At 49.0% G+C, this 20,236-nt stretch carries 19 protein-coding genes; 16 read left to right on the forward strand and 3 right to left on the reverse strand.

Going from position 1 to position 20,236, the window contains the following annotated elements; all coding sequences use genetic code 11:
* Positions 1 to 61: 61 nt before the first annotated feature.
* From ACYVGO_RS34380 to ACYVGO_RS34420, 9 genes are all read left to right on the forward strand, one after another.
* The gene (locus tag ACYVGO_RS34380; protein ID WP_460973253.1) at positions 62 to 871 is read left to right on the forward strand and encodes a transketolase; all 810 of its coding nucleotides are present in this window, start codon (positions 62 to 64) and stop codon (positions 869 to 871) included.
* Between the two features lie 51 nt (positions 872 to 922).
* Positions 923 to 1,966 carry a nucleoside hydrolase gene (locus ACYVGO_RS34385; protein ID WP_460973254.1) on the forward strand — a complete coding sequence of 348 codons (1,044 nt, stop codon included), beginning with the start codon at positions 923 to 925 and terminating at the stop codon, positions 1,964 to 1,966.
* A 148-nt stretch (positions 1,967 to 2,114) separates the two neighbouring features.
* A complete protein-coding gene (locus ACYVGO_RS34390) occupies positions 2,115 to 3,095 on the forward strand; it encodes a transketolase family protein (RefSeq protein ID WP_460973255.1) in 981 nt (326 codons plus the stop codon).
* Positions 3,096 to 3,200: 105 nt separating this feature from the next.
* Positions 3,201 to 4,604, forward strand: coding sequence for a DUF1593 domain-containing protein (locus ACYVGO_RS34395; RefSeq protein ID WP_460973256.1), 1,404 nt, complete (start codon positions 3,201 to 3,203; stop codon positions 4,602 to 4,604).
* Positions 4,605 to 4,696: 92 nt separating this feature from the next.
* Complete coding sequence (locus ACYVGO_RS34400; RefSeq protein ID WP_460973257.1) at positions 4,697 to 5,656, forward strand: substrate-binding domain-containing protein; 960 nt, start codon at positions 4,697 to 4,699, stop codon at positions 5,654 to 5,656.
* A gap of 5 nt (positions 5,657 to 5,661) precedes the next feature.
* Positions 5,662 to 6,285: a DUF2291 domain-containing protein gene (locus ACYVGO_RS34405; protein ID WP_460973258.1), complete on the forward strand. Its 624-nt coding sequence runs from the start codon at positions 5,662 to 5,664 to the stop codon at positions 6,283 to 6,285.
* A 91-nt stretch (positions 6,286 to 6,376) separates the two neighbouring features.
* A complete protein-coding gene (locus ACYVGO_RS34410; protein ID WP_460973259.1) occupies positions 6,377 to 7,876 on the forward strand; it encodes a sugar ABC transporter ATP-binding protein in 1,500 nt (499 codons plus the stop codon).
* A gap of 129 nt (positions 7,877 to 8,005) precedes the next feature.
* Entirely contained in the window at positions 8,006 to 8,986 is a 981-nt protein-coding gene (locus ACYVGO_RS34415) for an ABC transporter permease (protein ID WP_460973260.1), read from the forward strand.
* Positions 8,987 to 9,066: 80 nt separating this feature from the next.
* On the forward strand, positions 9,067 to 10,548 hold the full coding sequence (locus ACYVGO_RS34420; RefSeq protein ID WP_460973261.1) for an FGGY family carbohydrate kinase: 1,482 nt from the start codon (positions 9,067 to 9,069) through the stop codon (positions 10,546 to 10,548).
* Positions 10,549 to 10,570: 22 nt separating this feature from the next.
* Here the strand turns inward: ACYVGO_RS34420 and ACYVGO_RS34425 are convergent, their stop codons facing one another.
* Positions 10,571 to 10,924: a hypothetical protein gene (locus ACYVGO_RS34425; protein WP_460973262.1), complete on the reverse strand. Its 354-nt coding sequence runs from the start codon at positions 10,922 to 10,924 to the stop codon at positions 10,571 to 10,573.
* Positions 10,925 to 10,985: 61 nt separating this feature from the next.
* On the opposite strand from ACYVGO_RS34425, the gene ACYVGO_RS34430 reads away from it, so the two are divergent.
* The 4 genes from ACYVGO_RS34430 (at position 10,986) to ACYVGO_RS34445 (ending at position 13,271) form a co-directional block, all read left to right on the forward strand.
* Entirely contained in the window at positions 10,986 to 11,447 is a 462-nt protein-coding gene (locus ACYVGO_RS34430) for an OsmC family protein (protein ID WP_460973263.1), read from the forward strand.
* A gap of 184 nt (positions 11,448 to 11,631) precedes the next feature.
* Complete coding sequence (locus ACYVGO_RS34435; RefSeq protein WP_168207823.1) at positions 11,632 to 11,787, forward strand: hypothetical protein; 156 nt, start codon at positions 11,632 to 11,634, stop codon at positions 11,785 to 11,787.
* A 110-nt stretch (positions 11,788 to 11,897) separates the two neighbouring features.
* The gene (locus ACYVGO_RS34440; RefSeq protein WP_460973264.1) at positions 11,898 to 12,692 is read left to right on the forward strand and encodes a thymidylate synthase; all 795 of its coding nucleotides are present in this window, start codon (positions 11,898 to 11,900) and stop codon (positions 12,690 to 12,692) included.
* 12 nt (positions 12,693 to 12,704) lie between these two features.
* Positions 12,705 to 13,271 (forward strand): pentapeptide repeat-containing protein, encoded by a 567-nt coding sequence (locus ACYVGO_RS34445; protein ID WP_460973265.1) that lies wholly within the window; start codon positions 12,705 to 12,707, stop codon positions 13,269 to 13,271.
* Here the strand turns inward: ACYVGO_RS34445 and ACYVGO_RS34450 are convergent.
* Both ACYVGO_RS34450 and ACYVGO_RS34455 read right to left on the reverse strand, forming a co-directional pair.
* Entirely contained in the window at positions 13,261 to 14,463 is a 1,203-nt protein-coding gene (locus ACYVGO_RS34450) for an FAD-dependent oxidoreductase (RefSeq protein ID WP_460973266.1), read from the reverse strand. The two genes, ACYVGO_RS34445 and ACYVGO_RS34450, sit on opposite strands and share 11 nt — an antisense overlap.
* 9 nt (positions 14,464 to 14,472) lie before the next feature.
* On the reverse strand, positions 14,473 to 14,778 hold the full coding sequence (locus tag ACYVGO_RS34455) for a 2TM domain-containing protein (protein WP_460973267.1): 306 nt from the start codon (positions 14,776 to 14,778) through the stop codon (positions 14,473 to 14,475).
* A gap of 132 nt (positions 14,779 to 14,910) precedes the next feature.
* Between ACYVGO_RS34455 and ACYVGO_RS34460 the strand changes: the two genes are divergently transcribed.
* The 3 genes from ACYVGO_RS34460 to ACYVGO_RS34470 all read left to right on the forward strand — a co-directional run bounded on the left by ACYVGO_RS34460 (position 14,911) and on the right by ACYVGO_RS34470 (position 20,233).
* Positions 14,911 to 16,620: a helix-hairpin-helix domain-containing protein gene (locus ACYVGO_RS34460; RefSeq protein ID WP_460973268.1), complete on the forward strand. Its 1,710-nt coding sequence runs from the start codon at positions 14,911 to 14,913 to the stop codon at positions 16,618 to 16,620.
* Positions 16,621 to 16,763: 143 nt separating this feature from the next.
* On the forward strand, positions 16,764 to 19,172 hold the full coding sequence (locus ACYVGO_RS34465; RefSeq protein WP_460973269.1) for a TonB-dependent receptor: 2,409 nt from the start codon (positions 16,764 to 16,766) through the stop codon (positions 19,170 to 19,172).
* Entirely contained in the window at positions 19,172 to 20,233 is a 1,062-nt protein-coding gene (locus tag ACYVGO_RS34470) for a DUF4249 domain-containing protein (RefSeq protein WP_460973270.1), read from the forward strand. Before ACYVGO_RS34465 ends, ACYVGO_RS34470 begins: the two co-directional genes overlap by 1 nt.
* Positions 20,234 to 20,236 lie beyond the last annotated feature (3 nt).

The following is a 20,236-nucleotide window of genomic DNA, read 5'->3' on the forward strand; positions in this document are numbered from 1 at the left end:
GCAGGCGGCTCATCAAAATCAATAGAATCCACAGGATCAATAGAATCTAAAATTAATAGCTATGACGGTCAATGAATTAGCCAAAAAATCGGTGCAGTATCGCCGGAATATTCTCAAATACATTGTTGGGGCAAACGCCGGGCATACGGGCGGTAGCCTGTCCTGTATCGACATTCTGAATGTGCTGTATAATAACGTTTTGAATGTCAGTCCCGAAACAGCCCAATCGCCCACCCGCGACCGGTATATTCAGAGCAAAGGCCACACAGTCGAAGCACTCTATGTGGTGCTGGCCGACAAAGGCTTTTTCCCGGAATCGGATCTGGAAACCCTGTGCAAATACAAATCACACTACATCGGCCACCCGACTAAGAAAGTAGCTGGTGTTGAGCAGAATACGGGTTCGCTCGGTCATGGGATGCCATTAAGCGTCGGAACGGCTATATCGGCAAAGCTGGATGGACTGGCATATCGCGTATTCACGCTCCTGGGCGATGGCGAACTGCCCGAAGGTTCCAATTGGGAAGCCGCTTTGTTAGCGTCTCACTATAAGCTCGATAACCTCTGCGCCATCGTCGATAAGAATACCCTACAGATTTCGGGACCAACAGCCGATGTGTGCAGCACCGATCCCCTCGACAAGAAATTCGAAGCCTTTGGCTGGTCGGTTCGACAAGTGGATGGGCACGATTTTCAGGCCTTGACCGACGCCTTTGATGCGCTGCCCTTCGAGCCGGGAAAGCCTAGCCTGATCATTGCCAACACCGTAAAAGGCAAGGGCGTAAGCTACATGGAAAACCAACTGAAATGGCACCACGGCGTGCCTAACAACGAGCAGTACGAACAGGCACTGGCTGAATTGAGTGAATGAATGAGTGAATGAGTGATTAGCCAGGCCGCTGGTGCGGTGAATAAAAAATCAATGAAAAAAGTAGAAACAATGAATTTTCGACTGTGGAGCTTTGGTCTGAGTCTGATCCTTAGCCTGATAACCTCATTCGCTTCCCTCGGCCAACCGAAGGGCCTGGCGGCTGTGGAACCCCGAATGCGCGTCATCGTGGACAACGATTTCAGTGGAGACCCCGACGGTTTGTTCCAACTGGCGCATTTACTGATGTCGCCCTCGGTAGAGATTCGGGCTATTATCGGCTCGCATTTAAATGCTCGTGATGGGTTTGACCCTTCGAAAACACAGGCCGATAATGCCGCCAAAAAGGCGCGGGAGGTGTTACAAACGATGAATGTGACCAAAACTATTCCGGTCTTTGCGGGCTCAAATACCGCGATGGTGGATGACAGTACGCCCGTAAAAAACGAAGCCGTCAATTTCATCATTCAGGAAGCCTTACGTACCGATACGAAAACACCCCTGTACGTGGTTTGCGGGGCCGGACTAACTGAAATTGCATCGGCTGCGCTGACCAATCCGCAGATTGCTAGCAAACTGACTCTCATCTGGATTGGTGGCCCTGAATATAGTGATTTGTCCCTGCCTCCACCGGGTTATTCGGAGGTTGAGTACAACCTGAACATCGACCAGGCGGCTGCTCGGGCGGTCTTCAACCGGTCTGCCCTGCCGTTGTGGCAAATACCCCGAAACGTGTACCGGCAATGCCTGCTGTCATACGCCCAACTGCTGACAAAAGTGAAGCCACGGGGCCAGATTGGCGCTTACCTGAGCGGAACCCTGGAGACGTTGATGGCACGGATTCAACGATTTATCAATATTGGCGAAACCTATATTCTGGGCGATAGCCCGCTGGTGTTGCTTACGGCCCTCCAGTCGTCGTTTGAGCCAGACCCTTCGTCGAGTCAGTACGTGGTTCGGCAGGCTCCGCGCATCAATCCGGCCGGAATCTACGCCCACAACCACGCAGGAAGACCTATTCGGGTGTATACATTCCTGGATACGAACCTGATGTTTAATGATTTTTTTGCCAAACTGGAACTGATGAGTGGTCAGTAATAGTCAGTTGCTGCGCGTCATGGGTGGTCAATAAGCTGTCATCTGTATCTCGGCACCCAATGACAAAAAATGACCATGAATGGCCACCCATGACGCGCAGCAAATGACCACCAATGACTATGAATGACAATCTATTGACAATTCAACCATGGGAGAAGTAAGTACAGTAGTCGATAAAAAGAGCCAGCCTGACGTTGCGCGGGCTAACCTGGATGTCTTTTCCACTACGCTTCAGGAATTAGCGGATAGCGATAAACAGATTCTGGCCGTCACCAGCGATTCGCGTGGATCGGGCAAACTCGTGCCGTTTGGACAGAAATACCCAGCTCAGATCATTGAAATCGGTATTGCCGAACAGAATCTGGTGGGCGTAGCGGCTGGACTGGCGTCGACGGGTAAGAAAGTGTTTGCTGTATCGCCCGCCTGTTTCCTGACGGCGCGGTCGTTTGAGCAAATCAAGACTGATGTGGCTTATTCCGATAATCCGGTGAAACTCATCGGCATTAGTGCGGGCGTGAGCTACGGCGCATTAGGGTCGACTCACCACAGCCTGCACGATTTTGCTGCTCTCCGGGCCGTTCACAACCTAATCATTGTAGCCCCCGCCGATAATTTCGAAACCGAACAGGCCATTCGCCTAGCTGCCGAAACGGAGCATCCAATCTACATCCGGTTCGGGAAGAAAGCGATGCCGCTATTATCAGAAGAGAATCGGCATTTTGAGTTTGGTAAAGGGCGCATCGTAAATGAAGGCGATGATTTGATACTGGTAGCAACGGGTGAAACGGTTTATCCCGCGCTGCAGGCGGCCCGTCAGTTAGAAGCCCTGCATGGCATCCGGGCAACGGTGATTAGCATGCACACGATCAAACCACTGGACTATGAGTTACTGGCTGCTGTAGCGGCAAAAGGGTGCCCGATTCTGACGGCCGAAGAACATAGTGTGTTTGGTGGACTTGGCGAGGCTTGTGCGTCATTTCTGATGATGAATGGGTTTCGTAATCGCTTCAAGATCATGGGTATTCCTGACGAATTCACGGTTACAGGCTCGCAGGTAGAGATTTTTAACCACTACGGTTTGTCGGAGAGTGGTATTGCGAAAGAAGCGCTGACGTTGATAGATAAGTAGATTAACCCCTAAATCCCCTAAAGGGGACTTTGTTTAAGAGTGAGCCAAGTCCCCTTTAGGGGATTTAGGGGTTAAGGCAAGCTTCTAAACCTTTATCCTAAACCCATGAAAACCCTACTTCCTTTTCTCCTTATAGCGTTACCATTCATATCCAGCCATGCCCAGCAACCCGCTCAAAAACTCCGGGTTCTAGTATTAACGGATATCGAAAACGAACCGGATGACGCCCAGTCGATGGTGCGTTTTCTGACGTATTCGAATCAATGGGATGTAGAAGGATTGATTGCAACGACCTCGGTTCACCAGCCGAATCGGGTTGCACCGAATAAAATAAAGCAGATTGTAACGGCTTACGGGAAAGTAAGAACAAACTTATTGCTTCACGAGAAGGGCTATCCTGAAACCGCTTATCTGCTGAGCGTTATCAAGCCGTCGATTCCCAAGTACGGTATGGAAGCCGTCGGGCCGGGTAACGATTCCGAAGGGTCGGAATGGATTATTTCGGTAGTCGATAAGAAAGACAATCGGCCGGTCTGGATTCCGGTTTGGGGTGGGGCTAACTGCCTCGCGCAGGCGCTCTGGAAAGTACGCCAGACCCGCACGCCCAATGAGGTTGATCAATTTGTAGCCAAGCTTCGCGTATACACCATTTCGGATCAGGACGATTCGGGCCCCTGGCTCCGCAAAACCTTCCCGAATCTGTTTTACATCGCCAGTCCCGGCAGGCATGCGGGTGGTGCGTATCATTATGCCACCTGGAGCGGAATCAGTGGCGATAACTTTCACGGCCGGTTTCGGGGTGGCGATTTTAGTATCGTCGATAATCCCTGGTTAGATGAGCATATCCGTAAAAATCATGGCCCGCTGGGTGCCGAACACCCCTTCACAAAATTCCTGATGGAGGGCGATACGCCTAGTTTTTTAGGGTTGATTAACAACGGGTTAAGTGATCCCGAACATCCGAATTATGGAAGTTGGGGTGGTCGCTATGAATTTTATACCCCCCGAACCCGCAAGTGGTTTTACGAGCCCGAAACCCGTCCGTTCTGGTCAGATGCGGAAGATGAAGTGATGGGGGCAGACAGCGCCTGGCATACCAGTAATAAAGCCACGATCTGGCGTTGGCGCAAAGCCTACCAAAACGATTTTGCCGCCCGCATCGACTGGTCTGTCAAACCGTATAAAGAAGCCAATCACCCGCCCATTGCGAAGCTTGGACACGCTAACGAATTGCGAGCCAAGAGTGGCGAAAAAGTCATGCTGAGTGCCAATGGATCGACCGATCCAGATGGCAATACCTTAACCTATGACTGGATCTATTACCGGGAGCCGGGCTCGTTCGAAAGCAACCGTATACTTGAGGTACAGGATAAACAGAAAATGAACGCCTTTATCACAGCACCGAAGGTTACCAAACCCGAAACGCTTCATGTCATTCTAGCCGTGACCGATACAGGAACACCAGCATTGACTCGTTATCAGCGGGTGATTGTAACGGTATTTCCGTGAGGTCGTGGTGTCGGGTTCTTAAACCCGACTTTTTGCGCCAGCCATTGCGTCGTTTAAGAACCCGACACCACGATAAAAATAGCCTAAACCCCATGAACAGTCCGCGATTCATTTTCCTATGGCTCTTGGCCCTCCTCCTGGCCGGAAGCTGTACAACTAAATCCACTTCTGACCAACCGAAGAAAGTGGCCGTAATTGTGTCTACGCTCAATAATCCCTGGTTTGTGGTGCTGGCCGAAACGGCAGCGGCTCAGGCGAAGGCCTTGGGGTACGAAACCAAAATCTTCGACTCGCAGAACAACACGGCCCTGGAAAGCGACCATTTCGAGAACGCCATCGTATCAGGATTCAGTGCTATTCTGCTCAACCCGACAGACTCCGATGGCTCCATCGTAAATGCCATGAAGGCAAAAGACGCGGGTATACCGGTGTTTTGTATGGACCGGGAAGTCAATTCGCCCCAGGCCGCTACCTGCCAGATTTTGTCCGACAACTATTCCGGCTGTGTGGCTATCGGAAAATACTTTGCCCAAACGTTGCGGGCGAAAGCCAAAGACGCACCCATCAACTACGTTGAAATTCTGGGGCTGGTGGGCGACAACAACACCTGGAACCGCTCGAAGGGTTTTCATAGTGTAGTTGATCAGTATCCTAACTTTAAGATGGTGGCTCAGCAAAGCGCTGATTTCGATCGGAATAAGGCCATGGAAGTGCTCGAATCTATTCTACAGGCGCACCCCGATGTCAACGCAGTTTTTTGCGGAAACGATGCGATGGCGATGGGCGCTTATCAAGCGCTGGTGGCTGCCGGAAAGGCGAAAGAGGTCGGTGTGTTTGGTTTCGATGGGGCCGATGATGTGATGAACTCCATCCGGGATGGCAAGATTAAGGCGACAGGTTTGCAATCCCCCCAAACGATGGCCAAAACTGCCGCTCAGTATGCCGACGAGTACATCAAAGGCAAGCGGGACTTCGCCAAAAAGATACCCGTGGCTGTCGAATTGGTCGATCAGGAAAATATAAAGGATTACAGCATCCCCAAAAAGCTATAAAGACCATGCCGAAAAATAGCCTCAAATACGCGGTGCTACTAGTTTTGTTGGGTGTTGTGGCCTATAACTCCGTTTATTTCAAAAAACTGGATGAAGTAAAGGCTGGCTCAAACTCGACTTCAAAATTTGATCCGGCCGCCTATGCGCAGACATTCTGGACGTCGAAACTACTGCCAGCTACGTCAACCGCAACCGATTTTAGTACGCTTCTAACGCTCCTGAAGACCGACAAAGAGAAAGCAATTGATACCTATTCGCACGCATTAGGCATCGGTAATATTCGCTATTTCCTGGTGAAAGGAGAGGGCAAACTAACCGCCATTGGCGATAACGATGTAACACTTGCGTTACCTTCTGGCGAAACGATAAGACTGGCTACCGAGTACATTTTTGGCAACGCCGTCCGCGATGCATCGGGCTTGATCAAGATTACCGAGTTCGATAACACGATGGATCTCAACAACGTATCCGCCGAACTCAACAGCATCATTCGCAAGAAGGTGGTACCGCCATTCAAAGCCAGTGCGAACGTAGGAAGCACAGTGAAGTTTGTCGGTGCCATCGAACTGAATAGAGAGCACCTGCATCTGGATGATATTGAGGTAATTCCTATTTCTGTAACCCTGTAGTGTTGTGGTGGTGTCGGGTTCTCAAACCCGACACGATTGCTGACGCGAAAATGTCGGGTTTGAGAACCCGACACCACGATAAACCCCAACCATGTTAGTAGCAGAAAATATCACGAAACGATTTACGGGCGTAACGGCCCTCGATCAGGTCTGCCTGGAGTTTCTGGCGGGTCAGGTGACCGCTGTGATTGGCGAAAACGGGGCCGGGAAGTCGACGCTGATGAAAATTCTGTCGGGCGTGTATCCTGATTATGAAGGACAAATCGTGTTCAAAGGTCAACCCGTTCGGTTCGATACGATTCGGGACGCACAGGCTTGCGGAATTGCGATCATCCATCAGGAACTGAATCTGATTCTTTACCTGAGCATTACCGAAAACGTCTTTCTGGGCCGCGAACTCACCACGCGCTGGGGCACCCTCGACCGGAAAGCAATGCGCCTGAAAACGCGGGAGCTTCTCGAGAAACTTAAGCTGGACATTGATCCCGATACACTAGTTGTTGAACTAAAAGTGGGTCAGCAGCAGGTCGTTGAGATTGCTAAAGCGTTACTCGTTGAGTCGGAGGTGATTATCATGGACGAACCTACGTCGGCCATTAGCGAAAGTGAAGTGGCGGTTTTGTTCAGCATTATCACCAGTTTACGAAATGAGAATAAGGCCATTGTGTACATCTCGCATAAGTTGGATGAGCTGTTCACGATTGCCGATCGCTACGTCGTTTTGCGGGATGGGAAGTCCATCGAATCAGGTAGTATGCAGGGCATCGATCACGATACGCTGATTCGTAAAATGGTGGGTCGTGATGTTACCAGCATCCGCCGTCAGTCGACGGGCCGGGTACACAAACCGATGCTTTCGGTCGAAAATGTGTGCCTGAAACATGCCATTCGGACGCAGGATAATCAATTGAAAAACATATCCTTTACGGTTGGCCGGGGAGAGATTGTTGGGATTTTTGGGCTTATGGGAGCAGGACGGACGGAATTATTAGAAACCCTGTTTGGCCTCCACCCAAAGCGTTCGAGTGGTACGGTTCATGTTGACAGTCAGCAGGTTCAGTTTAAGGCACCCATTGATGCGATTCGGGCAGGTATGGCGCTGGTTCCGGAAGATCGCAAGAAAGATGGCCTGGTATTAGGCCTGGATGTACAGACTAATATTAGCCTAACATCCCTGTCGATCATTGAACAGGCGGGTTTCCTGAGCCAGAAAAAAGAATCGACACTGGCGAAGAAATACATTGCTGATTTGCGGATCAAGACCCCTTCGGAGAAGCAAACGGCTAAAAATCTGAGTGGTGGTAATCAGCAGAAAATCGTGTTGTCGAAATGGCTGGCCACGAACCCCAAGCTGTTGATGCTAGACGAACCCACGCGGGGCATCGATGTGAACGCCAAGAACGAAATCTATAAACTCATTTTGCAATTGGCCGATGCCGGTATGGGAATCCTGGTCGTTTCCTCCGAACTGCCCGAAATTCTGGCGATTTCTGATCGTATCCTGGTCTTGTGCGAAGGAAGCTTAACCGCCGAAATGGCGATTCAGGATGCAACGGAAGACTCGATTCTCAAAGCCGCTATTCCTAAATAGTTTATGGTATACAGTTTACGGTCTATGGTATTCGGTTTATGATGCGCGATGCAGTCTAATACCGTAAGCTGAATGCCGAATACAGTAAACCAAATACCATAAACTGAATACCGTAAACCTATAACCAGCATGCAAGCAACCTTAAATTCCTACCGGCCTGTTTTAACCAAATTCCAGTCACTGATTGCCCTGTTCATTCTATGTCTGGGCATCAGCCTGATGTCCGATAAATTCCTGACGGTGGCCAATTTCTGGAACGTCCTGCGGCAGATTTCGGTGAACATCTGTATCTCAACGGGCATGACGCTCGTGGTACTAACGGCGGGCATCGACTTATCGGTTGGCTCTGTTCTGGCACTTTCGGGAGCCATCACGGCGGGTTTACTTCGAAACGGTATTCAGTTGCCATCTCAGAACCTGTACATTGGCTTTACGCTATTAGGGGCTACACTGGCGGGTTTGGTTACGGGTTCTGGCTTGGGCTGGTTCAACGGCTGGGCCATCACACGGTTCAAACTACCGCCTTTCGTAGCGACGCTCGCCATGCTGACCATCGCCCGCGGACTAACCATGCTCTGGACAGAAGGTTTTCCAATTACCGGCCTCGGCGATTCGTTTACCTTTTTAGGAACGGGCTGGTTTTTAGGCATTCCTTTGCCCGTTTGGCTGTCAGGCATCATCGTCGCCATTGCGGTATTGATCACGAATAAAACCCGCCTTGGACGCTATATCTACGCCATTGGCGGCAGCGAAAGCGCGGCCCGATTGTCGGGAGTGAACATCAACAAAATCAAAATCGCGGTTTACAGTATAGCCGGTGGACTGGCGGCCGTTGGCGGCTTACTCGTTACCTCCCGACTGGATTCGGCCCAGCCTAACGCCGGTACCAGCTACGAACTGGATTCCATTGCGGCTGTGGTTATTGGCGGTACCTCGCTGTCGGGCGGACGGGGTAGCATTTTAGGTACGGTGCAGGGTGCCATCATTATTGGCGTCCTGAACAACGGGCTGGTTCTTCTCAACGTATCCCCGTTCTGGCAGCAGGTCGTGAAGGGATTTGTGATCCTGCTGGCTGTTATTATCGACAAGCGAATGGATAATGAAAAATGAACAATGTTAAATGAGAACCAGGCTGGTGGTTAAGCATACTGCATTATTCAATATTCATTGTCCATTTTACATTAACACACATGACCAGTTCCTATATTCTTGCCATTGATCAAGGCACCAGCAGTACCAAAACGCTTCTGTTTGACGAAGCTGGTAACGTTGTTGCCCGCGCGTCGGAGCCGTTGAAAACCAACTATTTTGGGGATGGGTACGTGGAGCAGGAGCCCGACGAAATTTTTCGGAATGTGCTCACATCCGTTGGTAAATGCATGGGCGCGTTTGCGGCCGAAGGGGGTAATCTGAAGGCAATCAAAGCCTGTGGAATTTCGAATCAACGCGAAACATTCGTCGTTTGGGACGAGTCGGGAGAGCCCTTGCATAATGCCATCGTCTGGCAGTGCAAGCGCTCCATCGGCGTGTGTGAGCGACTAAAAGCGGGTGGATTGGAGGAGACGATTCAGGAAAAAACGGGACTGTTCATCGACCCATATTTTTCGGGCAGCAAGCTCATCTGGTTGTACGAAAACGTTGAAAAAGTCAGGCAGACGATTGATGCGGGGAAGGCGTATTTCGGAACGGTCGATACCTGGTTACTCTATAAATTAACGAACGGCCAGCGGTACCTGACCGATTATACGAATGCCTCCCGAACCCTGTTTTTCAACCTCAACACGCTGGCCTGGGATCAGGAACTGCTACAAACGTTTGGCCTCTCGAAACTGAATTTGCCGGAGCTAAAGCCCTCGTCAGCCTTCTTCGGTGAGTCGAATTTCAATGGGTTGTTCGATCATAATTTGCCCATTACTAGCCTGATCGGGGATTCACACGCGGCTGCGTTTGGGGAGGGTTGTTTCTCACCCGGCACCGCCAAAGCAACCTTAGGAACCGGTTGTTCCATCATTATGAACATCGGTGAAAAGCCCATCAGATCGAAACATGGGATGGTTACCACGATTTGCTGGAGCACTGAGGAAAGGGTAGATTATGCGTTGGAAGGCGTTATTGTCACGTGCGGAGCCACCATCGAATGGCTGAAAAACACGCTGGAATTATTTGCGGAAAGCCCCGAAACGGAAGCGATGGCAACGGCTGTTGCTGATAATGGTGGCGTCTATATAATTCCGGCTTTCAGCGGCTTGGGCGCTCCGCATTGGCAAATGTCGCGCAAAGCATCTATCTCAGGGCTGACGTTTGGCACGAGCAAAAATCATATTGTCCGGGCGGCTCTGGAGTCCATTCCCTACCAGATCAAGGACGTTATTGTCGCGATGGAACAGGATACGGGTATTTCGCTGGAAGAACTAATGGTGAATGGGGGCATCAGTGCGAATACGTTTGTCCTCCAGTTTTTGGCCGATCTACTTGGTAAGTCTGTCGTTAACAAAGGCATGCCGGATGTATCGGCCCAGGGAGCGGCCTATCTGGCAGGACTGAAAACCGGAATTTATAAAGATCTGGCTTACCTGACCTCAATTAATTCGAATAGGGAAACGATTAATCCGGGCATTGGTCAGGAAAAGGCCCTTGCCGATTATGTGGGATGGCAAACGGTTATCAACTAAGTGTCAATACGTTTTAGGCAAATTAAAACAAACCCGACCCGAAAAGGTGCTCAAGAGATATTGGTTCGTTGTGCAGAATAAAGAAGTAAATCAGTCCAGCTAGAACCAAATAGCTGAATGCCAGCCATTTTTTCTTTTGAGCAAACTCAACCGGATGATGATAGTAATCGTAGATCATGGACGCGGATAAACCCATGACCATCAGAAAGAACGAGAACACACCGAAATCTGTTCGGTACATGCGCATCGACTGCATAAACTGCGCGCCCGATACGATGTAAAGCAACCAGGCTCCAAAGCCAGCCCGGTATAGATACACACTTAACCGCCGGTCGTTTTTAAGGTCGAAGAGGTCGTCGGTGAATTTTTCGGACATGATTTTATTTACTTTGAAATGGTGAAAATAAACACTTCACCTGATAAACGCAAAAAAGACAATGATTGATTCACAACCAGTTGCTACCATTCAGGAATACACGACCATGCAGGTTGAACTCGTACGCGTTGACGATGCCTTCCATTTCGAAGCCTTAGGAAAGTCGGGCGTGGCGCAACACATCGACGCGGCTACGGATATTGGTGGACACAATGCCGGAGCACGCCCTATGGAAATGATGCTTATGGGCCTGGCAGGTTGCTCAGCTATCGATGTAATTCTGATTCTGAAAAAACAGAAACAGGTAATCGAAGATTTTCGACTGAAAGTGGATGGCTTACGCGAAAAAGACGCCATCCCGGCTCCATTCAAAAAAATCCATATTACCTATCTGCTGAAAGGCCAGTTAAACCCTGAGAAAGTAAAACGGGCTATCGACCTATCGATGGACAAATACTGCTCGGCAACGGCCCAACTGCGGCCTTCTACTGAGATAACGTATTCATTTGAAATTCAGGAGTAAGGGTTTAAACACAGAGGAACAGAGATTAATACAGAGTAAACAGAGTTTTTTTTGAGTACCAATTGCTCTGTATACTCCGTGTTAATCTCTGTTCCTCTGTGTTTAAAAAACGAATGGCGTAATTTTTGCATAAATTAGCTCGAAGCGCGTTAATGCGTTAAGAACCTTAACAACTGCATTTGCCATGAAAAAAGCCTTACTTGGTCTGGCCCTGCTGACCACCCTGACTACCCTTTCATTTGCTGGCGAAGTGAGCAAAGAGAAGAAAGTGAAAAAAGCCAAGTCTGCCACTTGTGAGAAAGGTAGCCATGCCTGTTGCATGAAAAAAGCCAAGGTATAAGGGCTTGACTAAACGTTGAATAGCTTGTTAACCTCGCTACTTATGTAAATAGCGAGGTTATTTTTTGCCCTAAAGTTTGCCTGACGACCGTCGACTTACGACTTTTGTTTATGCAACAATATCACGACCTGCTTCGCCACATTCTCGACAACGGCACCCGAAAAACCGACCGGACTGGTACCGGAACCATCAGCGTATTTGGTTATCAGATGCGTTTCAATCTGCAAGATGGGTTCCCATTGTTGACCACCAAAAAGGTACACACCAAGTCTATTATTCACGAATTGCTGTGGTTCATTAAAGGCGATACCAATATCAAGTACCTGAAAGACAACGGTGTATCGATCTGGGATGAGTGGGCCGACGAGAATGGTGATCTGGGGCCCGTGTATGGCAAACAATGGCGTAGCTGGGCCGCACCAGATGGGCGCGTGATCGATCAGTTGCAGGACGTATTGAAGCAACTGAAAAACTCACCCGATTCGCGTCGGATGATTATTTCGGCCTGGAACCCGGCCGATGTACCGAACATGGCGTTGCCCCCTTGCCATTTACTGATGCAGTTTTATGTGGCAGACGGTAAGCTTTCCTGCCAGCTCTATCAGCGCAGTGCCGATGTATTCCTGGGTGTACCGTTCAATATTGCTAGCTATGCGTTGTTTACCATGATGATTGCGCAGGAGTGTGGGTTTACGGCACACGAATTCATCTGGACGGGGGGCGATACCCACCTGTACCTGAACCATTTGGAACAGGTTGAGACGCAGCTTGCCCGCGAGCCTCGACCATTGCCAACCATGCGGTTGAACCCGGATGTGAAATCGGTTTTTGACTTCACCTATGCCGATTTTACGCTCGAAAATTACAATCCTTATCCGGCTATTAAGGCGCCGGTGGCCGTCTAGGTAAACGTTTACATGGAGTATTATAAGCAGACTTTTGCTCAACTTGAGGACTTACCGGACCAATGGACGAATCAGGAATTTGAGCACTGTACATTCAAAAAGCTGGATTTATCCCGAACCGAATTTACAAACTCAAACTTTATCAATTGTCGTTTCGAAGACTGTAATCTAACGAGAGTTGGACTGGGAAATGTGAAACTCTACGATGTTAGTTTTTTTACCTGTAAACTAACGTATGTAGATTTTGGCCAGTGTAATGCGTTTGGATTTCACGTCAATTTTCAGGAATGCCAGCTTGATAACGCAGCCTTCCTGAATCGAAAATTAAAGAAAGCCAAATTTGTAGATTGTTCAATTATAGAGGCTCACTTTATAAAATGTGATCTGATTGGAAGCGTGTTTAAAAACTGTAATCTGGAGTTCGCCAAATTTGAAGGCAATGATTTGACACAGGTAGATTTCTCAAGCTCCTATAACATTGAATTGAATCCGGACGAAAATAAAATGAAGAAGGCTAAATTCTCGTTGCAAAACTTGCCCGGTTTATTGACGAAGTATGAGTTGATCATCAACGGATAATGATTTTTTCATTCCAGTCTACTTTGTAGGCATACACCCAGTCCATTTTTTTTGCTTCCATCTTTACAAAAAAAGGTAATAATAAATCTCTGAAGAACTGCTGGAATTTATTGGGGACAGTTTTATTGTCGCCCACTTTTCGGGCTTCCTTAACAATTTTGTGTACTCTGCTTTGCCGTAGCGATTGGAATTTGTCGAAGGCTGATTCCGGGGTTGGTAAATCTCGAATGCATTTGGCTAAAACAATGGTGTCTTCCAGCGCTAAGGATGCTCCTTGGCCAATATGGGGTGCTATCGCATGGGCGGCATCTCCAATCAGACAAACCCGGCCTTTGTGCCATTTTTCTAGAAATGGGATGTCGTAAATCGGGTAAATTTCCACACTATCAGCCGATTTGATAATCTCAGCAATGGGTTCTGGATCATTTTTATGTAACGCTACTAGTGTGTCTTTGAGCTGGTCGAGTTCTAAGGCAGCCAATTCATTGCGCCTTGGTTCCTTTTCTCGGGAAATGTTATTGAACCACCAGACGTCGCCTAGGTTAGAAACGGCATACGCAAAAAATGATCGCTCACCAAAGGTCATCCGAATGGACCCATATAAACTTTGAACGTTGGCCAGTCTGGTAAAACCACCTGTCGAAAGCAGCCCAGTGTACGAAAGGGCCGGTCCATTCGGGAACAGCGACTTACGGGTTACTGAATGAATACCGTCGCAACCAATTATAAAATCGGCAGTAGCGCTTGTTCCATCTTCAAAGAAAGCAGTTACCGAATCCTCGGATTGAGAAATTGATTTTAATTTCTTGCCTAACTCGATTTTAATTCCATTGGCAATGGCCACTTCGCGAATGGCTTTATTGAGCAAACCTCGTTTTAATTGTACAGTTTCTGCGCTGTATAATTCGTTTTGATTTGCCGTATCGATTTCACCAATGTTCTTGTTTTTTGCATTGAAGAATGTCATTTTCCCCGGCGTAAATTCGGTAAGAATTTCGCCGAGAGGCATGAACTCCTTAAGTACGTTTAAGCCATTTGGTGAAATGCCTAAAAAGGCTCCAGCATCATCTTTAGGCTGGTTTCGCGCTTCGTAGATCGTGGCGTCAATTCCAACCCGTTTTAAAAACAGAGCCATTGCTGGCCCTGAAATACCGCAACCAATGAGAATTGCTTTTTTTGTATTGATCGACATTGATTTTACCTATCGGTGCTCACTAACTAATTTCTGATATTCTTTTTCAATCATGGATTTTTCGCTGTTGTGGTAAACCGCAAGATAATGTGAAGCCAGACCGATACCCCAGCCAAACATCGCAAAGAAAGGCCAAGGGAAAACCGATCCGTAGTGTCCTGATGAACGGAAAGCGAAGTTGGTAAAGGCCCAAATAAGCCAGAGCCCTGCATTGACGATCAAATAGGTACGGAGGTGCATCTGAAAGCCGACGCGGGCTTTCGCTTTCTTCCAGAGGTAGTTATCGCGTTCGGGCATTGGTGTCGAGGAGTCCATTGTGTTGATAGCGTTTTGAGGTTGATTGAGCCAATTGGCTGGCTGGTGAGGTAAAGGTATAGTCAGCCTGTTGCTGACGCCTGCGAAAATCTGACCGATTGCCTAACTTGCGGAGTAAATGACCGTTTTCTCATGACCAATTCTGAAATCGTTGACCTGCTCGAACTCACGGGCCGGTTGATGGAACTCCACGACCGCGATACGTTTAAAACACGCACATTCCAGACCGCAGCGTTTAACCTGGATAAATCTACCGCCGATCTGGCCAACTTACCCGTTGAAGAACTCGTTAAGCTACAGGGTGTTGGCAAATCTGTTGCTCAGAAAATCCGGGAAATTGCCGATACGGGTCGCTTAACGGACCTCGATGAATTACTGGCTGAGACACCCTCGGGCGTGCTGGATATGTTTCGTATCAAAGGGCTGGGTGTCAAGAAAGTACGTACCCTCTGGCGCGAGTTGGGTATCGATAATCTCCGCGATCTGCAGTTAGCGGGAGAGAATGGTCAGATTGCCAAAATCAAAGGATTTGGGGCCAGCACGCAGGAAAAAATTCTGGCGGCATTGGAGTTTTTGCAGGAGCAGCAGGGAAAAGTGCGCATGGACAAAGCGGCCATGATCGCTAACCTTCTGCACGATGAACTGATGAAACGCTTCGAGCGGGTCGAAATCAGCGGGCAGGTGCGTTTGAAAGCGCAGGAAGTCGATGTAGTGCAATTGCTTGTGCAAACCAGCGATCCGGTTTCGGCGATGCTGACCCTGAGTCAATTACCAAATCTGGAACAACATGAACTGGAATCGTCGCCGTTTGCGTGGCGCGGTCGGCTGGCGGGTTTCGATGTGCAGGTCGAGGTTCTATTTTATCCTGCCGAGCAGATCGACCGTCAGTTGTTCATCCACACGGCTGCCGAGCCGCATTTGAAACAGGCCGGAGCTGGTGGGGTGACCTTATTGCAGGCAGCGTATACCAGCGAAGAAACGTCCGAAACCGCCATTTATGAACGGGCCGGTTTGCCTTACATCGTTCCTGAAATGCGGGAGGATGATTTCGCGTTTCGTTGGGCTAGTCGGCATCAGAACGACGAACTGGTAACCTGGGAAGACCTGCGCGGAACGCTTCATAACCACAGCACCTGGTCGGATGGGAAACAATCGGTGGCCGGTATGGCTGCGTACTGCCGCGAGTTAGGATTAACTTATTTCGGCATTGCCGATCACTCGAAAACCGCTTCGTACGCGGGTGGCCTGGATGCTGAGCGGGTGCAACAGCAACAACTGGAGATCGACCAGCTCAACAAAGGCTTTGGCAATGATTTTCGGATCTTCAAAGGCATCGAATCTGATATTCTGGGCGATGGCTCGTTAGATTACGATGATGCCACGCTAGCTACGTTCGATTATGTTGTGGCTTCCGTGCACCAAACCCTAACAATGTCGCTCGAAAAAGCCATGACGCGCTTGCTGAAGGCCATCGAAAATCCATACACCACTATTCTGGGCCACCCAACCGGTCGGTTGTTATTGGCCCGTGAAGGCTACCCCATTGATCATCGCGCCATCATCGACGCCTGCGCCGAACACAACGTCGTCATCGAAATCAACGCCAGTCCCTACCGTCTCGACATCGACTGGCATTGGATCGACTACGCCATGCAACAAGGCGTCATGCTGAGTATCAACCCCGACGCCCACGATCTGGCCGGTTTGCTGGACATGCACTACGGCGTGGCAATTGGCCGCAAAGGAGGCCTAACCAAAGCGATGACCTTCAATGCGCTGACGCTGGCCGAAATGAGCGACTACCTGCAACAACGGCGGGAGAGTATACGTAAGGGCCTATAGATAGACTAAGCTAAGGAATATTAATTATTGGTTAATGACAACAATAAAAGGGTAAATTAGACACAATTACCCTTTTATTGTATTGCCCCGTCATTTTCAGATAGTATTATCATACGCTATTCTGCGCTTCTAATCCCGACTCTATGCGCGTTTTACCTTTACTGTTGTTTTCATTGTGTTTGCTCAACGGGGCTTTTGCCCAGCAACGAAATCCTGCTACTCCATCGGTTACGTTTTCGGCAACGGGTTATGTGAAGGATGTTAAAACCGGGAAGCCCATCCAGGGGGCGAACATCGTGGTGCTGAACGTATCCAAAGGCTACGTGACGGCAAAAGATGGTTTTTATACCGTACAACTTCCACCCGGTAACTATATCCTGCGATTTTCACACGTTGGTTACCGGACCAAACAAGACACGATTTCGCTGCAAAGAACGCTCTTCCGCGAGATCGTCATGGAAGATGACTCAAAGGATCTGGAGGAGGTTGTTGTAACGAGCGAGGCACCGGATCGGAATGTACGTAAGATCGAAATCGGAGTATCGCAGTTAAGCATTAAGAGTATCCGGCGCATTCCGCCGTTAATGGGGGAGGTCGATATTGTGCGCAGTTTACTGCTGTTGCCGGGTGTGACAACGGTAGGCGAGGGGGCACCGGGGTATAATGTTCGGGGGGGAAGCGCCGATCAGAATCTGATTTTGTTTGATGATGCGCCCGTCTTTAATTCCAGCCACCTGATGGGCTTCTTCTCGGTATTCAACCCTGACGTGGTGAGTAATGTAACCCTGAACCGGGGGGGCGTGGCAGCGGCTTTTGGTGGTAGAGCATCGTCGGTACTGGATGTAAAGATTAAAGAACCCGATGCTGAGAAGTGGAGCGTGAACGGGGGAATCGGCATAATATCGAGCCGATTAGCAGTTGAAGGGCCAATTATCAAAAATAGACTGTCGTTTCTGGTAGCCGCACGGGCGTCGTTCAATGATTTTCTGTTTAAAATAGCTCCCCCAAATCTCAGAGGGACAAAGGCCAACTTTTATGATCTGACCACTAAGTTTAAGTATCAACCCAATGAGAAAAACACGATTACACTAACAGGCTATCTCAGTAAAGATATTTTCAAACTGGCATCGGATTCATTGTCGGGGCAGGAAATCAATGCGTCCTCGACCCAGTTCAACTACCAGACAATGAACGCGGTACTGCGCTGGAATTACTTCATGAGTAAGCAGGTGAACCTGGCTACTGCCGTTATTCTGAGTCGTTATAAGGCTGATTTGTCTTCCCCCGATTCATCGAATGCGTTTCAGCTTCAATCAGGCGTATGGCATAGGCAGATCAAATCGGATTTAACCTTTACGCCGAACGAAACCCACCAGTGGCAAGTTGGCGTGAGCGCCATCGACTATCTGCTACAACCCAATACCCGAATACCCGGCCCCTACTCCAATGTGCTGCCGGTTGATCTCGATCGCGAACGGGCTTATGAACTGGCGGCTTACATTCAGGATGAATGGAAATTAAATACGAACGTAGCCCTGGTTGCCGGTTTACGTTATTCGGAGTTGTTGAACCGCGGCCCGGCATCGGTACGTACCTATCAGGAAAATGGCCCCAAGCAGGACGAAACGGTTACCTCAACCCAAACCTATGCTGCTGGAAAGATTTACCACTCAACCGGAGGATTGGAGCCTCGACTGGCTATACGCTGGTCGGTGGGTGAGGGAAAAGCCATCAAGGCTGGTTATAGCCGGTTACGCCAGTACATTCAACAAGTGACAAATACAACGGCTGCCTTGCCAACCTCACGCTGGCACCTGAGTGATCAGTACACAAAGCCAGTCATCGCCGATCAATGGTCGCTGGGATATTTTCGAAATACCGCCGATAACGCGATTGAAGTATCGGGCGAGATGTATTATAAAACCCTGACCAATGCTATTGATTATCGAGATGGGGCCGAGTTGCAGCTGGCGAAGGCCGTGGAAACCCAGATTGTGCAGGGAAGTGGGCAGGCCTACGGACTTGAAGGATTGCTGCGGAAAAACAAAGGTCGCTGGACGGGCTTCATGAGTTATACATTCGCCCGTACCTTTCTAACGATGAACAGCCCTTATACTGACGAACGGGTGAACAATGGAAATCCCTATCCGGCCAATTACGATAAGCCGCATACATTGAACGTTCTGGCTACGTACCGTCCCTCCACCTGGTTCAGCATGTCCTTGAATTTTACGTATAGCACTGGCCGACCAACCACGCAGCCAGCCGCAATTGCCCGAGTGGGCGGTATACTTGTTCCGATCTACATCGATCGAAATCAGCAGCGTGTTCCTGACTATCACCGGCTCGACTTTTCAATGACTTTTGAGCAAAATCCACTTAAGAAAAAGCGGAATCAGAGTAGTTGGGTGTTCTCCGTTTACAACGTGTACGCGCACAAAAATGCATATTCTATTTTTTATAAACTGAGTCCGGCCTCTGCTTCAGATGCGTACAAGCTATCTATATTCGGAACCGCCTTCCCCTCGCTGACCTATAATTTTAAATTCTGATGAGGCTACGTTATTTTATATATGCCCAACTACTACTTGTTCTGGCACTGGTTATTTCGTGCGTCACTGAGTTTCAGCCAGGTAGTGTTAGCATTCCGACATCATTGATTGTAGAAGGGCAAATTACCGATCAGCCGGGACCCTATTCCGTCAAATTAACGAAGACCGCAGATTACTCTTACAAGAGTTTGAATCTGCTCGAAACGGGGGCAACAGTGACTATTTCTGATAACCTTGGTAACCAGGAAGTACTGAAGGAGCAATCGCCGGGCGGGGTTTATGTAACGTCAGCCAACGGGATTCAGGGAGTGGCGGGGCGTAGTTATAAACTGACAATCAAGACCAAAGCCGGAAAGCAGTACGAGTCGGATGCTGAAGTATTACAGGCTGCTCCCCCAATTCTGAAACTGTATTATGAGTACACTGTAGAAACAGGAGGGCTGAATTTTGCCAAGAACCAGGGTTGGAATGTTTACCTGGATACCAAAGATCCTGAGGTACTCGGGAACTACTACAAATGGGATTGGCAGAACTATGAATTTACAGCGGTCTGTTCGCAACGAGAGCTGCCAAATGGGACGCTCACAGGTTTAGGGTGCTGTTCAAATTGTTGGAATATCACCCGTTGTTATAATTGCATCAGCCTTAGTTCTGATGCCAATATCAATGGTCAGGCCATCAGTCGGCAGTTAATCATGCGTGTACCTTATAAATCGACCAGTAAGTATTATCTCGAAGTACAGCAACAGGCGATTAGCAAAGGGGCTTATCAATTTTGGAAAAGTGTGAAAGGGTTAGTTAGCAACACGGGTGGGTTATTCGATGCGGCACCCTCGTCGGTGCAGGGCAATCTTCACTGTGTAAACGACCCATCCACGCTCGTCTATGGCTTTTTTGGGGCAACAGGCGTATCCGAGCAATACATCAATGTTGATCGGAGTACTGGTCAGGGAGTTCCCGATTTAGATCCAGTCCCCATTGTGCCTCAGCCTTCGGCCTGTGTTGTTTGTGAAAATAGTTTATACCGTACACCGAATAAACCGCGCTGGTGGCAGTTCTAGCCT

It is taken from the genome of Spirosoma migulaei, from assembly GCF_054776855.1.

Excerpts from the sequence above, each read along its gene's own strand:
- ACYVGO_RS34380 (WP_460973253.1), top strand. The coding sequence starts at position 62 with ATGACGGTCAATGAATTAGCCAAAAAATCGGTGCAGTATCGCCGGAAT.
- ACYVGO_RS34385 (WP_460973254.1), top strand. The coding sequence starts at position 923 with ATGAAAAAAGTAGAAACAATGAATTTTCGACTGTGGAGCTTTGGTCTG.
- ACYVGO_RS34390 (WP_460973255.1), top strand. The coding sequence starts at position 2,115 with ATGGGAGAAGTAAGTACAGTAGTCGATAAAAAGAGCCAGCCTGACGTT.
- ACYVGO_RS34395 (WP_460973256.1), top strand. The coding sequence starts at position 3,201 with ATGAAAACCCTACTTCCTTTTCTCCTTATAGCGTTACCATTCATATCC.
- ACYVGO_RS34400 (WP_460973257.1), top strand. The coding sequence starts at position 4,697 with ATGAACAGTCCGCGATTCATTTTCCTATGGCTCTTGGCCCTCCTCCTG.
- ACYVGO_RS34405 (WP_460973258.1), top strand. The coding sequence starts at position 5,662 with ATGCCGAAAAATAGCCTCAAATACGCGGTGCTACTAGTTTTGTTGGGT.
- ACYVGO_RS34410 (WP_460973259.1), top strand. The coding sequence starts at position 6,377 with ATGTTAGTAGCAGAAAATATCACGAAACGATTTACGGGCGTAACGGCC.
- ACYVGO_RS34415 (WP_460973260.1), top strand. The coding sequence starts at position 8,006 with ATGCAAGCAACCTTAAATTCCTACCGGCCTGTTTTAACCAAATTCCAG.
- ACYVGO_RS34420 (WP_460973261.1), top strand. The coding sequence starts at position 9,067 with ATGACCAGTTCCTATATTCTTGCCATTGATCAAGGCACCAGCAGTACC.
- ACYVGO_RS34425 (WP_460973262.1), bottom strand. The coding sequence starts at position 10,924 with ATGTCCGAAAAATTCACCGACGACCTCTTCGACCTTAAAAACGACCGG.
- ACYVGO_RS34430 (WP_460973263.1), top strand. The coding sequence starts at position 10,986 with ATGATTGATTCACAACCAGTTGCTACCATTCAGGAATACACGACCATG.
- ACYVGO_RS34435 (WP_168207823.1), top strand. The coding sequence starts at position 11,632 with ATGAAAAAAGCCTTACTTGGTCTGGCCCTGCTGACCACCCTGACTACC.
- ACYVGO_RS34440 (WP_460973264.1), top strand. The coding sequence starts at position 11,898 with ATGCAACAATATCACGACCTGCTTCGCCACATTCTCGACAACGGCACC.
- ACYVGO_RS34445 (WP_460973265.1), top strand. The coding sequence starts at position 12,705 with ATGGAGTATTATAAGCAGACTTTTGCTCAACTTGAGGACTTACCGGAC.
- ACYVGO_RS34450 (WP_460973266.1), bottom strand. The coding sequence starts at position 14,463 with ATGTCGATCAATACAAAAAAAGCAATTCTCATTGGTTGCGGTATTTCA.
- ACYVGO_RS34455 (WP_460973267.1), bottom strand. The coding sequence starts at position 14,778 with ATGGACTCCTCGACACCAATGCCCGAACGCGATAACTACCTCTGGAAG.
- ACYVGO_RS34460 (WP_460973268.1), top strand. The coding sequence starts at position 14,911 with ATGACCAATTCTGAAATCGTTGACCTGCTCGAACTCACGGGCCGGTTG.
- ACYVGO_RS34465 (WP_460973269.1), top strand. The coding sequence starts at position 16,764 with ATGCGCGTTTTACCTTTACTGTTGTTTTCATTGTGTTTGCTCAACGGG.
- ACYVGO_RS34470 (WP_460973270.1), top strand. The coding sequence starts at position 19,172 with ATGAGGCTACGTTATTTTATATATGCCCAACTACTACTTGTTCTGGCA.